General features: G+C 56.8%; 21 protein-coding genes and 1 pseudogene. 18 read left to right on the forward strand and 4 right to left on the reverse strand.

Annotated elements, in window-relative coordinates; genetic code table 11:
• Window positions 1-335: 335 nt before the first annotated feature.
• Window positions 336-572, forward strand: a complete 237-nt coding sequence (locus ACIGFL_RS11520) for a type II toxin-antitoxin system ParD family antitoxin (RefSeq protein ID WP_397497275.1) — start codon at window positions 336-338, stop codon at window positions 570-572.
• Window positions 569-889, forward strand: coding sequence for a type II toxin-antitoxin system RelE/ParE family toxin (locus tag ACIGFL_RS11525; protein WP_397497276.1), 321 nt, complete (start codon window positions 569-571; stop codon window positions 887-889). Before ACIGFL_RS11520 ends, ACIGFL_RS11525 begins: the two co-directional genes overlap by 4 nt.
• Before the next feature lie 9 nt (window positions 890-898).
• Here ACIGFL_RS11525 and ACIGFL_RS11530 read toward each other — a convergent pair whose 3' ends face one another.
• The 4 genes from ACIGFL_RS11530 to ACIGFL_RS11545 form a co-directional block, all read right to left on the reverse strand.
• Window positions 899-1,627 (reverse strand): hypothetical protein, encoded by a 729-nt coding sequence (locus tag ACIGFL_RS11530; RefSeq protein ID WP_397497277.1) that lies wholly within the window; start codon window positions 1,625-1,627, stop codon window positions 899-901.
• A 19-nt stretch (window positions 1,628-1,646) separates the two neighbouring features.
• The gene (locus ACIGFL_RS11535) at window positions 1,647-2,417 is read right to left on the reverse strand and encodes a hypothetical protein (protein WP_397497278.1); all 771 of its coding nucleotides are present in this window, start codon (window positions 2,415-2,417) and stop codon (window positions 1,647-1,649) included.
• A 43-nt stretch (window positions 2,418-2,460) separates the two neighbouring features.
• Complete coding sequence (locus ACIGFL_RS11540; protein WP_397497279.1) at window positions 2,461-3,555, reverse strand: hypothetical protein; 1,095 nt, start codon at window positions 3,553-3,555, stop codon at window positions 2,461-2,463.
• 63 nt (window positions 3,556-3,618) lie between these two features.
• Entirely contained in the window at window positions 3,619-3,894 is a 276-nt protein-coding gene (locus ACIGFL_RS11545) for a helix-turn-helix transcriptional regulator (RefSeq protein WP_071557459.1), read from the reverse strand.
• A 127-nt stretch (window positions 3,895-4,021) separates the two neighbouring features.
• Here ACIGFL_RS11545 and ACIGFL_RS11550 point away from each other — a divergent pair, with 127 nt between their 5' ends.
• From ACIGFL_RS11550 to ACIGFL_RS11625, 16 genes and pseudogenes are all read left to right on the forward strand, one after another.
• A complete protein-coding gene (locus tag ACIGFL_RS11550; protein WP_397497280.1) occupies window positions 4,022-4,237 on the forward strand; it encodes a DNA-binding protein in 216 nt (71 codons plus the stop codon).
• On the forward strand, window positions 4,234-4,383 hold the full coding sequence (locus tag ACIGFL_RS11555) for a hypothetical protein (protein WP_397497281.1): 150 nt from the start codon (window positions 4,234-4,236) through the stop codon (window positions 4,381-4,383). The genes ACIGFL_RS11550 and ACIGFL_RS11555 overlap by 4 nt, the downstream gene beginning before the upstream one ends.
• A pseudogene (locus ACIGFL_RS11560) lies at window positions 4,380-4,502 on the forward strand (Arc family DNA-binding protein); the annotation flags it as partial. The gene ACIGFL_RS11555 and the pseudogene ACIGFL_RS11560, both read left to right, overlap by 4 nt.
• A 121-nt stretch (window positions 4,503-4,623) precedes the next feature.
• Window positions 4,624-4,923: a DUF5447 family protein gene (locus tag ACIGFL_RS11565; protein WP_397497512.1), complete on the forward strand. Its 300-nt coding sequence runs from the start codon at window positions 4,624-4,626 to the stop codon at window positions 4,921-4,923.
• A gap of 4 nt (window positions 4,924-4,927) precedes the next feature.
• Entirely contained in the window at window positions 4,928-5,251 is a 324-nt protein-coding gene (locus ACIGFL_RS11570; protein WP_397497282.1) for a hypothetical protein, read from the forward strand.
• 362 nt (window positions 5,252-5,613) lie between these two features.
• Window positions 5,614-5,982, forward strand: a complete 369-nt coding sequence (locus ACIGFL_RS11575) for a hypothetical protein (protein ID WP_397497283.1) — start codon at window positions 5,614-5,616, stop codon at window positions 5,980-5,982.
• A 15-nt stretch (window positions 5,983-5,997) separates the two neighbouring features.
• A complete protein-coding gene (locus ACIGFL_RS11580) occupies window positions 5,998-6,177 on the forward strand; it encodes a hypothetical protein (RefSeq protein WP_397497284.1) in 180 nt (59 codons plus the stop codon).
• A gap of 12 nt (window positions 6,178-6,189) precedes the next feature.
• Window positions 6,190-6,438: a hypothetical protein gene (locus tag ACIGFL_RS11585; RefSeq protein ID WP_397497285.1), complete on the forward strand. Its 249-nt coding sequence runs from the start codon at window positions 6,190-6,192 to the stop codon at window positions 6,436-6,438.
• A gap of 5 nt (window positions 6,439-6,443) precedes the next feature.
• Complete coding sequence (locus tag ACIGFL_RS11590; RefSeq protein WP_397497286.1) at window positions 6,444-6,704, forward strand: capsid protein; 261 nt, start codon at window positions 6,444-6,446, stop codon at window positions 6,702-6,704.
• 148 nt (window positions 6,705-6,852) lie between these two features.
• Window positions 6,853-8,454 (forward strand): hypothetical protein, encoded by a 1,602-nt coding sequence (locus ACIGFL_RS11595; protein WP_397497287.1) that lies wholly within the window; start codon window positions 6,853-6,855, stop codon window positions 8,452-8,454.
• A gap of 5 nt (window positions 8,455-8,459) precedes the next feature.
• Complete coding sequence (locus ACIGFL_RS11600) at window positions 8,460-8,819, forward strand: DUF2523 family protein (protein WP_397497288.1); 360 nt, start codon at window positions 8,460-8,462, stop codon at window positions 8,817-8,819.
• Between the two features lie 2 nt (window positions 8,820-8,821).
• Window positions 8,822-10,120, forward strand: a complete 1,299-nt coding sequence (locus ACIGFL_RS11605) for a zonular occludens toxin domain-containing protein (protein ID WP_397497289.1) — start codon at window positions 8,822-8,824, stop codon at window positions 10,118-10,120.
• 126 nt (window positions 10,121-10,246) lie between these two features.
• A complete protein-coding gene (locus ACIGFL_RS11610) occupies window positions 10,247-11,524 on the forward strand; it encodes a hypothetical protein (protein ID WP_397497290.1) in 1,278 nt (425 codons plus the stop codon).
• On the forward strand, window positions 11,524-12,516 hold the full coding sequence (locus ACIGFL_RS11615; RefSeq protein ID WP_397497291.1) for a tyrosine-type recombinase/integrase: 993 nt from the start codon (window positions 11,524-11,526) through the stop codon (window positions 12,514-12,516). The genes ACIGFL_RS11610 and ACIGFL_RS11615 overlap by 1 nt, the downstream gene beginning before the upstream one ends.
• Before the next feature lie 52 nt (window positions 12,517-12,568).
• The gene (locus tag ACIGFL_RS11620; RefSeq protein ID WP_021444922.1) at window positions 12,569-12,811 is read left to right on the forward strand and encodes a type II toxin-antitoxin system Phd/YefM family antitoxin; all 243 of its coding nucleotides are present in this window, start codon (window positions 12,569-12,571) and stop codon (window positions 12,809-12,811) included.
• Entirely contained in the window at window positions 12,808-13,071 is a 264-nt protein-coding gene (locus ACIGFL_RS11625) for a Txe/YoeB family addiction module toxin (RefSeq protein ID WP_021444923.1), read from the forward strand. The genes ACIGFL_RS11620 and ACIGFL_RS11625 overlap by 4 nt, the downstream gene beginning before the upstream one ends.
• Window positions 13,072-13,121 lie beyond the last annotated feature (50 nt).

Raw genomic sequence — 13,121 nt, forward strand, 5'->3', positions numbered from 1 at the left:
GACCGGTCTCGGGAGCGCTCGCGATGCGCAGGCCAGCACGCCCGAAGCCACTAGCGAGCGGCGCCTGCCGAGCGCAGGCGCCGTGCAGATCGGCCAGGCGAAAACGAAAAAGCCCAGCGCAAGGCTGGGCTTTTTGAAAGTGGCGGTGAAGAAGAGATTCGAACCCGTTTCGGTAGCGTGTCAATTAGTGCCAAACCCGCTCAATACGGGGCTTTCCGCTCCCCGCACCTGTCCGATTCGTCGCTATACGACCCTATGATTTCGACACTTTTTCGACACCAGCGCCCAAACCCGCGCTACAATCCTTGGCAAAATTTGGCAAAGAGGCATGCCCAATGAGCACTATGAATATCTCCCTGCCGGACGCCCTCAAAAGCTTTGTCGATGAGCAAGTGAACCAGCGCGGTTACGGCACCAGCAGTGAATACGTCCGCGAATTGATTCGCAAGGATCAGGATCGCCAACGTCTCCGTGGCTTACTGCTTGCCGGTGCTGCATCCACTCCCGCCGCCCCTGCCGATGCTGACTACTTCGAATCACTCCGTGCCCGTGTGCGGAACGCTCAAGGATGAAGCAAAAGCCCATCATCCCGCGTGAGCTAGCAAACCGAGACGTAGACAGCGCTATTGCCTACTACCTCGAAGAACAAGCCGAGAAAGCCGCACTAGGCTTTATTGACGCCCTGGAGCGAGCCTATAAGCAGATCAGCCGCCACCCCGCCTCCGGCTCAGCACGCTATGCCCATGAACTAGACCTGCCCGGCCTACGCTCCTGGCCGCTCCACCGCTACCCTTACCTTGTGTTCTACGTCGAGCAAGACAGCCATATTGATGTTTGGCGCGTACTGCATTCTGCAAAGGATCTACCTGTCTGGCTGTCTCACCTCTAAGCCTCAAATTTAATCGATCTTACTTCTAGCCCTCATAAGCGAGATCTGTTCATCTAATTGTTCTATAGCTTTTTCGATTGCAGGCTCTAGCAAACCAAGGGCCGTTTTCACTTCACCCGCCAAATCACGCACGGCCTGTGAAGTTATTCCCATATTAATAATCTCGGCGTGCTCTAGAGCCTTCATTGAATAGTGCTCAGCTCTCACACTTTCTTCAGCTCTGTCACCAGCCATAGACAATAAATCCTTATCTATGGCCTGCACGTATTCCGACGCAACTTTAAAGCACTGCTCTGCCTCATAATTATTCAGCCTGACATTTTCAACCAAACCTCTAGCCCTACTATAAATTCTAACTATCTTTTCGGCGACCCCGGGATCAATAGTAGAAAGCTCCCCCAGCAAGCTTTCGTAAACAACAAAATTTGACCCACTCAATGGGAGTATCGAAAAATTCGGCGTTCCTTTTTCTTCGGCTAGAATTTCTTGACCATATTCCGAGTAAAACACATCCCACGCAGCAGTTATTTCTATCCTTATTAAGACCAATGCTCTTTTGGCATTCTCCAGTTGCAACACGCGCCCTCGTTCAAACTCCAGACGATGTGATTCCCTTGCGCCTCTTAGCGTGAAATAACCTCCCACAAGCGCACCTAACGCACCCACAAAAAGCTCTTTTAATGGAACCATCCCGAACAAACATACAAAACTTTCAATCCATTCTTTATTCATTGACATGCCCATCCACTTTCAATAGTCACCCCATCGGGTTAAAGCTACTAGCCGCAGAACAATAGCGCGTCTTCATTCGACCACTATAATCTTTACGGTCATTGTCATAACGGGCACGCCAGGTTCTGCACTCTTCGTGGAAGTGCTGTTTTGCTGCCTTGCGGCATTCGCGGTAGTCGATTGATCCGCGCCGGTGATTGGCGCATACGCTCGTGCCGTCGATGTAGTTATTCACGGATAGCCATTCCGCTAGGTAGTTCGTGCCGCCGTTCCAACTCTTGATCCACTTGGACGTATGCTCACGACTTACCTGCTTGGCTTGGCGCTGCTGGGTCTGCTGGGGTGCTTGGGCTATACGATGGGTTGCAGGCGGTGTGTAGGTGCTGGCCGGCTGCTTAGGGGTGTAGTTGCTGTCGCTGAATACGTTCTTCGAACTGGCAACCGCCCTCTCTATCTCTTTATCAGTCCACTGGATCGATGCGTGCGACTGAGGCTGAGTGGCGGACTGGTGCGCAACCTGTTGCGCGGGCGGATCAATGGGAATGGAGGGCAGCCTTATAGGCCCTTCCAGCTCGCTGTAGGGTTGTGGCGCTGGTTGTTGGCTAAACAGCGGTTTGCCGTCTACGCGGATGGCCTGCTTGAGCTGGTCAATGTCAATAATGATTGGCTTGGCAAACAACGAGATCACGCCCCACGTAATCGCGGAGCACACGCCCAGGATTGCCACCATCCGCCATGGGCTGGGCTTTTTCTTACTGCGTAGATAATCTGGTGCATCGTCCCAGTCAGATTTCATGCCGCCTCCATGCGCTGTTAAGCCTAGTAAACGGAAAAGCTATTTATTTTCTTTTCATGTACTCAGATAATATTGATGTCACTCCATCAAGAGCAGCGCTATTAGTAGCAGCATCTACTTTCTTTTGCTCAAGCGATACCGTGGACTGCCCTTTTTCCAAGATAAAATTTCTCTCCGTTGAAGAAAGTTGATTTATAACCGCCAGCATGCCTTCCTTATACTCACCTTCAGCAGCCACATAAAGCCCAAGATATTTACTTTCAACATTAGTCATTTCATTTTGGAAAAACTTAATCTCATCAAGACTTTGCTTGTACAAGCGCAAAAAGAAGTACGCAAAAACCTCTATCACGACAACCAAAGATATTCTAGGAAGGAAGTGGGAAGTAATCTCCATAGCATCTTTAAAGATAGGCGCCTGAAGAACCGAGTAACCCAAAACCAAAACCCCAAAAATGGTAGTAAATATACCCAGCAAGAGATTAACATTTCCTCTTTTTGATTGATTCTGAATCTCAACCTCAAGCCTAGCAATTGTTTTTGCGAAAACATCTTCACGCTGCTTGAATTTCAGACTCTCTCTAACCCTTAGAATCAAACCATTAAAGTAATCCTCAAAAACATCACTCTCCAATCTTTTCTTCAGATCATCCAGTATTTGCTTTCTTTCTTCCTCACTGAAAATCTCCCCGCCCCCCGCACCTCCTTGGAGCTTTTCAAGAATGGAGTCATATCTCCTTTCAATTGCGGCTAGCCGCCGTTCATAGCTCCCTAATAACTTGTCTGTTCTTTGGCCAGTTCCAACCGCCTCGTTCCGGGAAATCTCACCCGGCCTCAAATAAGAGAAAAACAAATTCGCCACATAAGCAGAGATAGCCACTCCAATCGCGACACCTAACACTCCTTTACCTATGGGCTTGTCGAAAGCCTCACCACCTATAACAAAGCTCATATCAGATGGAGTAAGTATTAAAAACAAAGACAGAGCAAGTGCCGCCAACGTTGCTAGAAAAAGTATTCCGGACGCATATCCTTTACGCTTTCCAAGACTAGAGTAGTACTTATAATCCTTCTCTGCTTCGGCAGCTATACGCTCCTCCTCTGAAACATTTTCTTTTAGATATATCTTTTTAAGCATAAGTCTCCCCAGACCCTTTTTATTAACGCATGTACCAGCGCCTAGCTACTTCCGTTGTAATCGCTATCCCGCGTTTTGATTGGGCAAGTTTGAATTGGCCTGATCGTATTCGGGGCTTGTCTGCCCTGCTTCTGGCGCTACCTCGCCACTGACCACCCACAAGGCATATTGAGGAAAGAGCTTAACGATAGCTTCAATCTCCTCAGCCTTGATTTCTCGCTTTCTCGCGGTGTTTTTCAGGTTGTTCCAGGTGTAGCGACTGATGCCAGTTCGCTCCTCTAGCTCAGGAAGCCGAATCCCTGAGCTTTTCAAAATCGTTATAACGCGCTCTTTAATCATAGCCACTTGATCTATAGGTGATATATCCAATATGGATCAACAATGGCATTATCCGTTTCGACATGATCCATTTTGGATAACGCAGTGCTGAATAACTGGCATTGACACGAATAGTGACGGAACGAGCATGGAACTGGAAGAGCTGGAACCTTCGAAGCTGGTAGGCCCGCAGCAGGATGTGGAAACCGTCGAATCCTGGGCGGAACGCAACGGCCTGACCTACGGCACCGCGCGTGCCTGGGCAATGAAAGGCGTTCTCCCCACCGTAAAGCTAGGCAAGCGCCGCATGGTCAACAGTGCCCTGCTCCGCACCTGGCTGCTGGAACAGGAGTGGACGGCATGAATCCTCCTTTCTATACGCAAGCCGCCTTCGCCGCCCTGGCGGGTGTTCCCGTCGAACAGGTCGCGTACTGGATCAGAACCGGCACCGTCGAGAGCGTGAAGCTCGGCAAAACCCGCGTGGTGCTGTTTACGGGGGTGAGCCAATGAGCCGCACTGACCCGCAATTCAAGCTGCGCATGCCGCCAGCCCTCCGCGCCCAGGCAGAGCAAGCCGCCCAACAGGCGAACCGCTCCCTGAACGCCGAAATCGTCACCCGCCTGCAAGCCAGCTTCGCCAAAGCCAAGCCAGAGGTGTCGGCCAATGACCAACACGAGTCAGTACCTGCTGTCACACCCCAGGGAGTGCGGCTGTCCGGGCTGCTTTGCCCGCAATCCCCAGGGCAAGTACATGGCGTTCGTGCGACACCCGCACCCCGAGAACTGCGACTGCTCTGTGTGCTACGTCAATCGAAACTGGGCGACGCTCCCAACATCGTCGAACTCGGATACCTGCCGATCCACACAATGCACCGACTGCCGCCCCGCGCAATGGTCCAAGGTAAATGGTCGGACCCACGTTACGCCGGCCTATACCTGCGAGAAACACAAGCCATCGAGCCGACCGCCGAAGTATTGGAGCGTTGTGCACGACACCGGCAAACCCACGCCCTTCGTGCCCCTGCGCGAACCGTTCGAACTGGTGGGGTGAGCGCATGAGCATCACGGAGGCATTACTGCAGCTCGAAGCCCTGCTAGAAGCGCTCATGGGGTTTCTCGCCCAGGTTCTCTATCTCGTCTACGTGCTGATCGGTTGCCTGATCCTCATAGCACTGATCTGCGCCCCGTTTTTGGTTGGCTATGTCATCTACATGGACCGCAAAGAGGCCAAGGCCAAGCGTCGCGCCCCCAGCGATCCGGCCAACGCTGCCGCTGCTGAACAGGTCAAGGGCCGCGCTCCCGGCTCGTCGGATCACGCTTCACCGATCCGGCGAACGGAAGCACGGGCGGAGCGCACCCTTGAACACCCACCACCCTAAATAGCCTTCGCTCGTGAGTGTGGGGCAGCTCCACCGCCCCGCGCTCCCGAGCCCTCGGCGGCAAGAGTGGGATGACAAGGGCAAAGCCCTTGGTGTTCTCCAGATTCATGAATCAAATTGAAGTATCGGAATAATTGAAAGTGTCATTGCAGCACTATTTAGCTCAATAAGCAGCGGCACACGTTAATTATTCAAGAGTGTTTTTTAGCTTTTCAGTAGCGTATAACTAGGCACACAGAAACCCGTTGCAAGCCGCGCAATCCCTGGCATTGGCGAACTTAACAAGTTCCTCTGCCTGGGCTAACTCGGCCTGCAAAAAGGCAAAACCGCGCAATAACGCGCAACTAAGCGAGGAAACACAAATGGCACGTTCGACTATGGAAGTTGCATTTCTGGGTACTCAGATGACCCAGGTGGATGACACCAAATACGCCAAGGTCTTCTACGGCGACGAACCGGACGGCAAGACCGAACACGGCCTGTCCATCATCGGCATGGCCATCGCAGAAGACGCCGCCGACGAAGTCTTTGCAGCCGGCGCCCAGTTCGCCCCGCTGGAGCTGGTGCGCATCACCTTCGACGTCGCTCGCGGCGGCCAGAACAAGGGCAAGAATCTCGCCCTGCACATCGAAGCGGTGAACCCCAAGCCGCAGACCAAGCCCGCTTCGCAGCCGGCCGCCCAACAACAGCCCAAGCCCACCGGCACCCAGCCGGAACCGGCCAAGGCCTAACGGGAGGGCGCCGCCGTGCTGATCGTTGATCGCGTGAAGTGTGACTGCTGCGGGCAGCCCATGGGCCAGCTCTACAGCCAACCCGCTCCACATTCCGACCTGCTCCCCGATCTGCGCCAGGCGCCCGCCTACGCCCTCTGCCCTGATTGTCTCGATGCCGCCGAGGTCGTCCGCGACCCGAGCTTGGCCGAGTGACAGGGGGCTGGAATGTCGGTCGTTGCCGTTCAGGTCTGCATGCAATGGGTCACCAACCCCGACAACTCGTTGTCGTGCACGCAGCTTGGCTGGCAACAGGCCTTCCTGATTCCTCCCGAGGCCGCTGGCTATGTGGACATCTTGGTCTCAGGGGGATTTTCGCCAGAAGCCTTCGCCATTGGTTTTGGCGGAACGCTGATGGCGTTCGCAATCGGCCTTTCCGGTGGATTGGTCGCATCTGTCCTACGACGCATGAGGTAACAACCATGAACCAACTGAAAACCCAGCTGCAAAACGGCGCTACCGCTTTCGGTCGTGTCCGCTCCTTCGCCCGCAACGCCTGCATCGGCACTGTGGTGTCCGTCGCCACCGTCCCGGCCTTCGCGGCTGTGGTGGATACCGCCGCCATTCAGACGCAGATCGCTGACGGTCAGGCTGACGCCAGCACCATCGCCGGTTACATCGCCCTGGCGCTGGCCGTCCTGGCCTGCGTCGGCGTGGTGTTCAGCATGCTGCGCAAAGCCTAAGGGCCCGCGCCAATGCTCTGGTCAGTGATGCTTGGCGCATTCATCGCCGGTGCCTTCATCACCGGCTTTCGAATCGGCGAGTTCTTCTGACTGGTCTGCCGATGCAACAAACCCCGCTTCGGCGGGGTTTTCTTATCCGGATACCGCCATGAGCTACCAATTCTTCGTCCTGATACTCACCGTCCTGGCGCTGTATCTCGTTTTTTTGGCAGGGTTACACATGACTCGTCGGCTCTTGTTTATTTCCCTTGGGCTGTTTGTTTTTTCCTCTTACTCATTTGCTGCCTCCTGGGTCACTGATACTTATCCCACTATTCAAAGGTCCACCCCCGACGCAGCTTGCGCCTATCTTTTCAACAACTCGCCCTACCGTTCTGGCGGTTATTCTCTCGTCCCTGAAAGTAACTATTTTCGTTGCCGCTATAAGTTTTCGACCTATCCTGGTGGCCCTCTTTACGACCGTAACGACAAGACCTACTCAAATACGCCGCCAAGTTGTCCAGATGGCATTGATCCATTGACGGGCGCTTGTAAGGTACCTCAGGCACCCAACGGTGAAGTCTGCGGCCCCAAGGGGACTACGGGATTACCCCAGATTAAAAACAGTGCCGGTGAGTGTGTAGATTTTGTTTTCGCCGATAAGCCGTCGCAGTGCAAATACGCCGAAAACAATGTGCGGGAAGTCACCACGACGGTTCAGTTCGATTCCAACGGCGTCCCCAGTGGCCCGCCGACTCTCGATGTTCAAGGGTGTGTAGCTGTTCCGGTAGGCCCCAGCCCCTACAAGAGCTGCAAGCAATCGGCACCGCGAAAGGCATGCTCAAACGGCGTGTGCGTCGAGATGCAAAGCACCGCGGCGCAATGCTCAGTGGCCGTACAGTTCACGGGCGAAGCCGGTGATGGCGAGTTCGGCTTTACTGGCGATCCCTCTGGCGGCCAAGGCCCTTGCGACCCTGACGTCGACTGCACGCCCGAAACGCCGCCAGTCGTTACCGATAGCCAACCCTGCTCCTATTACGCCGATGGCGAGGGCATGGTCAGCTGCCAATCCTTCGACTACAAGGGCGTCCCTGGCGAGAGCACCAATTGCGGGTCTTTCAACGGCGCTGACTGGAACTGCAACTACAAGAAGGTGCCCAGCTCCAACGGCGTGCAGATCGACACCAAGGTTGAGAGCAAACCCAACCCCGACGGCACCACCACAACAACCAAAACGGATGTACGCACCGAGGTTAAGTGCAGCGGTGCCGGCTCCTGCTCGTCCACCACCACCAAGACAACCAACGTCACCATCAAAGATGGCAACGGCAACACCGTGTCCTCTGAAACCGCCTGCAAAGGCTCCAAGTGCGGCACCGGCTCTGCGGGTGATGGCAGCGGTACCGGCGAAGGCACGTGCATCGTTGATTGTGAAGAGTCCGAAGGACCGGCCGGCCCCTCTCGTAGCCTCGAGCAAGGCGAGCCGGGGAGTTTCGCCGAAGGCCTGAGCGAATGGGACCAGCGCATTGCCGATGCCCGCGCCGAACTGGACCAGAAGCTCGGCGAATACAGCGCCCTGTTCAGGGGCGTGTTTGACCTCAACCTCAACGACAGCAGCGGTTCGCTGCCCTGTCAGGTCTTTTCCATCAGCACCGGCGGCGCAACCCTGCGCATCTGCCCGGCTGACTACTCCGACCAGCTCTCCTACCTGCGTTATGTCCTGCTCCTGGCTGCCGCCGCCCTGGCCGCCGTCATCGTGCTTAGAGGGTAAACACCATGCTCGATTGGCTCGCCGGCTTTCTCGACCAGATCCTCGCCTTCTTCCAGTTCATCTGGGACTTCCTCAGTTCCGGCATCTACGACTTCGTCAAAGACGGCTTGGTCCTGCTGACCAAGGCCGCCATCTACTCGTGGATAAAGGTGCAGATGCTGGCCCTGGAAGTGGCCTATCAAGCGGCCCAAGAGGTCATGCAAGACATTGGCTTGGCCGAGGCCGTCCGCCAACGATGGGGCGCCCTGCCGGCCGAGGTCGTCGATGCGCTGAACTTCTTTGGCATACCCCAGGCGCTGAACATCATCTTCTCCGCGCTCTCGACCCGCCTCGCCCTCAAGTTTGTTCCGTTCATAGGGCGCTAACCATGTCGATCAAAATCCATCACGGCCCCAACGGCTCTTACAAGACCTCCGGCGCGATTCAAGACGACGCCGTACCGGCCCTGAAAGAAGGCCGGTTGATCATCACCAACGTGCGCGGCTTCACCCTGGAGCGGGTGCTGCAAGTCATGCCCGACCTTCCCGAAAGCGTCGACATCATCAACCTCGACCTGGAACAACAGGCCGACATGGAGCGTATGCGCACGTGGTTCCAGTGGGCACCCCGAGGCGCGTTCATCATCTTCGACGAAACCCAGCTGGTATTCCCCAAGGCATGGCGCGAGCGCGACCTTGAGCGCTTCGACTTTCCAGGCGGCTCCGAAGCCGCCCAAGCCGCAGACCGGCCCATGAACTGGCTCGACGGCTGGACCCGCCACCGCCATTGGAACTGGGACGTGGTGCTGACCACCCCGAACATCAGCTACATCCGCGACGACATCCGCATGACCTGCGAGATGGCCTACAAGCATTCCAACCTTGCCGTGATCGGTATCAAAGGCCGCTACAAGGAGGCCCAGCATGACGCCCAGCTCAACCGGCCACCCGCCGAAGGCACCATCATTGAATACAAGCGAATCAAGCCCGACACCTTCCGGCTCTACCAATCCACCGCCACCGGAAAAGCTCAAGACACCAAGGCCGGAAAGAGCCTGCTCAAGTCGCCTAAGCTACTTTTTCTACTGGCATTTATTGCCTGTCTGTTTGTCGCTCTACTATCTCTTGGCACACCTAAGTTCGGCGCTCCTAGCAGCGCTCAAGCCCCTGCGAGCGCTCCTGTTCCAGCTGCTGCGCCCGGCGTGGCGAGTCCTGCGCTTCCTGCTGATACGCCTCCTGCTCCTGCTGGCGATGATCTGGTTAATCAGCCGCCTGATGTCCTGGCTGGTCAGCTGAATCACCCTTACGCCCCTCGCACCTTTGCCGTCCGTGCCGTGATGGTCGCCACCGTCGATGGCCAGCCCCGCGAGCTGGGGCAGTTCGACGTCATCGACAGCGAGGGACGGGTGTTGCGCCAGTCCCTGAGTGACCTGCGCAGCCTGGGCTATCTGGTGCGCATTCATGGCCCCTGCGTCGTGCATATCAGCCACCCCATGGGCTATGCCGCTACCGCCCTATGCCCGGGCAGTCCCCCGCAGCGAGACACCTCTGGCAACCGACAAGAGCTCAATGGTGTGTCTGCGGCATCTGCAAGCGGTTCCCCAACGGCCGGCCAGCCTGTGAGCACGCTTAGCGTTCCGGTGAGTGTCGTTCCGAACGGCGAGTACGCGGCCAGGCCGTGGCGGTGAGCGCGCCGCGAGCGAGCGGTTCAGTTCAGAGGGAGCGAGCGGCGCGCACGCCGCTGACGTCCCTGTAGCACGTCAGATAAACCAAGAAGAACAGTTTCAATTCGTCACTATATGGAGCGGTAGAAGATGGCCGTTAAAGACCAAATCCGGGTAGACCGAGAGTTCAACGAATCGCCAGCCGGGCGACTGTTCTTCGACCATCAAACGGCTCGGATAACCGACCTATCCAACGTCCGCATCCTGCACTGCGGCGTCGATACCGTCCGCCAGCTTTACCGGGGACTGATCCGCCCGGAAATCATGTGCCTATTTGACAAGCCCGGCACCCTGGTGGATTTCGCCGGCCAGCGCTGGCATTCGGGTCGCGTCGGCAAGGACTCGGGCTATCAGTACAAGCTGCAGAACGCCGACCTCGGCGTCATCCTGCTAATCAAGAACTTCAACGCCAAGCTCGAAAACATCGGCCCCCACCTGAAAATCGAGGTGTCACCGCATGCCATCGACGCCTTCTCGCCTGAGCGCCTGCAAGAGCGTTTGGACTACTACGCCAGCCACGTCCTGACCAACGTCGAGCGCAACCAGTGCGCCGTCCACCTCGCGCTAGACCTGCAGGGCTGGACGCCCCCGGCCGACCTCAATGCACGGATGCATTGCCGCGCACGTGCGGCCCGCGACATTTCCGGCATCAAGGAAATCCAGTGGACGCTGGAGTCCGCCACCTACGGCAAGGGCCAATCCTTCCTGTTTGGCTCGGCCGGTAGCGTCCAGCTCGGTATCTACAACAAGACCCTACAGGCGCGCTCCGCTGACAAGCTCGACTATTGGGAAGGCGCCTGGCGTCGTCGGGACAGCTTCGACGAAGGCGACCTGGACAACTACAACCCGGAACAGGACGTGTGGCGCGTCGAGCTGCGTTATCACCACTCCGTGATCCAACAATTCGCCTCGGGCTCGGTCGATCTGCACACAGGCCAGTTCATCGAAACCGACAGCTATGCCGCCTTCGCCCCGCACCTCGACGGCCTGTGGCGCTACGGTCTGCGCCAGTTCAAGCTACTGGCCCGCCCCGGCTACTTCGAACCGATCTGGACGCTGATCCGCGATGACGTGCGCGTCGATCTGCCGGTGGATTCCCTGGTCGATGACACCGAGTACCGGCGCAGCTACAAGACCTCGCGGGGATTCTCCGGCAAGAACGTGGAACTGTTCCTGGGAAACTTCGTCAGCCTGCTGGCACGGGAGCGAGTGGGCGCTAGGCGAGCATTTCACCGGCTCAAGGATTGGGAGTGCTGGCCGGTGATCCGCGACCACTATGCCGCCAAGGGCATGGATGAAGATGGCCTGTACAAGCACATCAAGGGCATCCTTGAAGAACGGCATGTGCGTTGGGGGCGTGCTGTCTGATGGCGATTGAACAACTGCCCGATGGCCGCTGGAAGGTGGACGTAGAGCCCATCAAGGGCAAGCGCTTCCGCAAGACCTTCAAGACCAAGGGTGAGGCACAGCGCTTCGAAGCCACCTGCCGGGCCAAATGTGTCGAGTCCCCTGCCTGGACGCCCAAGCCGAAAGATCGTCGCCGCCTCTCCGAACTCTGCACGCGCTATCACGAACTGCACGGCCATGCCCTGGCTGATGGTGCCGCGATCCTGCGCACCCTGCAGAACCTGGCCAAAGACCTGGGCAACCCTGTTGCCGCCAATCTCACCGGCAATGCCTTCTGCGAAACGCGAAGCGCGCTGCTCCATGCCGGCATCCAGGGCAAGACGCTAAACAACCGGCTCGGCTACCTCAAAGCCTTATTCAACGAGCTGCACCGCCTGGGCGATATCGACTACCCCAACCCGCTGGCCAAGGTTCGTCCGCTGCGCCTGCAGGAGCGCCCGATTTCCTTCTTGTCTACCTGCCAGATAAAGGAGCTGCTCGATGCCCTGGACGACCGCACGACAAGCCCCGGAATTGGCCTGGTCGCTCGGGTCTGCCTTTCTACGGGTGCCCGCTGGGGAGAAGCCCAGGCCCTGACGCCGGAACGGGTGCGAAACGGCATGGTGACCTTTGCCAATACCAAGTCGAAGCGAACTCGGTCGATTCCGATCGATAGGGAATTGGAAAAGGCTCTGCAGATCTACTTCAAGCGGCACGGCCTGTTCACCAACTGCATGCTGACGTTTAGCCGGGTGCTGGAGAAAACCTCGATCAAACTACCAGCCGGCCAAGCCACCCACGTGCTGCGGCACACCTTCGCCAGTCACTTCGTTATGCGGGGCGGGAACATCCTGACGCTTCAGAAGATCCTGGGGCATACGTCGCTGGCTATGACCATGCGTTATGCGCACCTGTCGCCGGACCACCTGCAGGACGCATTACGGCTCAATCCACTAACCGACGAGGGACATTAACATGTCGTACGTTTTAGCGTACGCTTGCGGCACTACCCAGGAGAACCACTCCATGCAAACTCTTACTGCAAGCGAAGCACGCACCAACCTGTATCGGCTGATGGATCAGTCGGCCGAGTCTCACCAGCCCATTCTGATCTCCGGCAAGCGGACTAACTCCGTCCTGCTCTCGGCCGAGGATTGGGAAGCGATTCAGGAGACCCTGTACCTGCTCTCCGTGCCTGGCATGCGCGAATCCATCAAGGAAGGCATGGCCGAACCGGTAGACGAATGCGCTAAGGAACTGGACTGGTGACCTGGCAGCTCGTCTACACAAAGCAAGCACAGAAAGACGCTCAGAAGCTCGCTGCAGCGGGCTTGAAGGACAAGGCAAAAGCGCTGCTGGAAGTGGTACGGGAAAACCCCTTCCAGAACCCACCGCCTTACGAAAAGCTGGTTGGTGACCTGGCCGGCGCCTACTCCCGGCGCATCAACATTCAGCATCGCCTGGTCTATCAGGTGCTGCAGGATGAACAGACCGTCAAAGTGCTCCGGCTCTGGTCGCACTACGAGTAAATCGGGCTTTCGACACTTCTTCGACACCTGCCGAAAGCCAGAAAGCAAAA

It is taken from the genome of Pseudomonas sp. NPDC077649 (assembly GCF_044542855.1).
Taxonomy (GTDB): Bacteria; Pseudomonadota; Gammaproteobacteria; order Pseudomonadales; family Pseudomonadaceae; genus Aquipseudomonas.

Excerpts from the sequence above, each read along its gene's own strand:
- ACIGFL_RS11610 (WP_397497290.1), top strand. The coding sequence starts at position 10,247 with ATGGCCGTTAAAGACCAAATCCGGGTAGACCGAGAGTTCAACGAATCG.
- ACIGFL_RS11615 (WP_397497291.1), top strand. The coding sequence starts at position 11,524 with ATGGCGATTGAACAACTGCCCGATGGCCGCTGGAAGGTGGACGTAGAG.
- ACIGFL_RS11600 (WP_397497288.1), top strand. The coding sequence starts at position 8,460 with ATGCTCGATTGGCTCGCCGGCTTTCTCGACCAGATCCTCGCCTTCTTC.
- ACIGFL_RS11535 (WP_397497278.1), bottom strand. The coding sequence starts at position 2,417 with ATGAAATCTGACTGGGACGATGCACCAGATTATCTACGCAGTAAGAAA.
- ACIGFL_RS11525 (WP_397497276.1), top strand. The coding sequence starts at position 569 with ATGAAGCAAAAGCCCATCATCCCGCGTGAGCTAGCAAACCGAGACGTA.
- ACIGFL_RS11530 (WP_397497277.1), bottom strand. The coding sequence starts at position 1,627 with ATGTCAATGAATAAAGAATGGATTGAAAGTTTTGTATGTTTGTTCGGG.
- ACIGFL_RS11540 (WP_397497279.1), bottom strand. The coding sequence starts at position 3,555 with ATGCTTAAAAAGATATATCTAAAAGAAAATGTTTCAGAGGAGGAGCGT.
- ACIGFL_RS11565 (WP_397497512.1), top strand. The coding sequence starts at position 4,624 with ATGGCGTTCGTGCGACACCCGCACCCCGAGAACTGCGACTGCTCTGTG.
- ACIGFL_RS11555 (WP_397497281.1), top strand. The coding sequence starts at position 4,234 with ATGAATCCTCCTTTCTATACGCAAGCCGCCTTCGCCGCCCTGGCGGGT.
- ACIGFL_RS11570 (WP_397497282.1), top strand. The coding sequence starts at position 4,928 with ATGAGCATCACGGAGGCATTACTGCAGCTCGAAGCCCTGCTAGAAGCG.
- ACIGFL_RS11590 (WP_397497286.1), top strand. The coding sequence starts at position 6,444 with ATGAACCAACTGAAAACCCAGCTGCAAAACGGCGCTACCGCTTTCGGT.
- ACIGFL_RS11605 (WP_397497289.1), top strand. The coding sequence starts at position 8,822 with ATGTCGATCAAAATCCATCACGGCCCCAACGGCTCTTACAAGACCTCC.
- ACIGFL_RS11585 (WP_397497285.1), top strand. The coding sequence starts at position 6,190 with ATGTCGGTCGTTGCCGTTCAGGTCTGCATGCAATGGGTCACCAACCCC.
- ACIGFL_RS11620 (WP_021444922.1), top strand. The coding sequence starts at position 12,569 with ATGCAAACTCTTACTGCAAGCGAAGCACGCACCAACCTGTATCGGCTG.
- ACIGFL_RS11550 (WP_397497280.1), top strand. The coding sequence starts at position 4,022 with ATGGAACTGGAAGAGCTGGAACCTTCGAAGCTGGTAGGCCCGCAGCAG.
- ACIGFL_RS11545 (WP_071557459.1), bottom strand. The coding sequence starts at position 3,894 with ATGATTAAAGAGCGCGTTATAACGATTTTGAAAAGCTCAGGGATTCGG.
- ACIGFL_RS11520 (WP_397497275.1), top strand. The coding sequence starts at position 336 with ATGAGCACTATGAATATCTCCCTGCCGGACGCCCTCAAAAGCTTTGTC.
- ACIGFL_RS11595 (WP_397497287.1), top strand. The coding sequence starts at position 6,853 with ATGAGCTACCAATTCTTCGTCCTGATACTCACCGTCCTGGCGCTGTAT.
- ACIGFL_RS11575 (WP_397497283.1), top strand. The coding sequence starts at position 5,614 with ATGGCACGTTCGACTATGGAAGTTGCATTTCTGGGTACTCAGATGACC.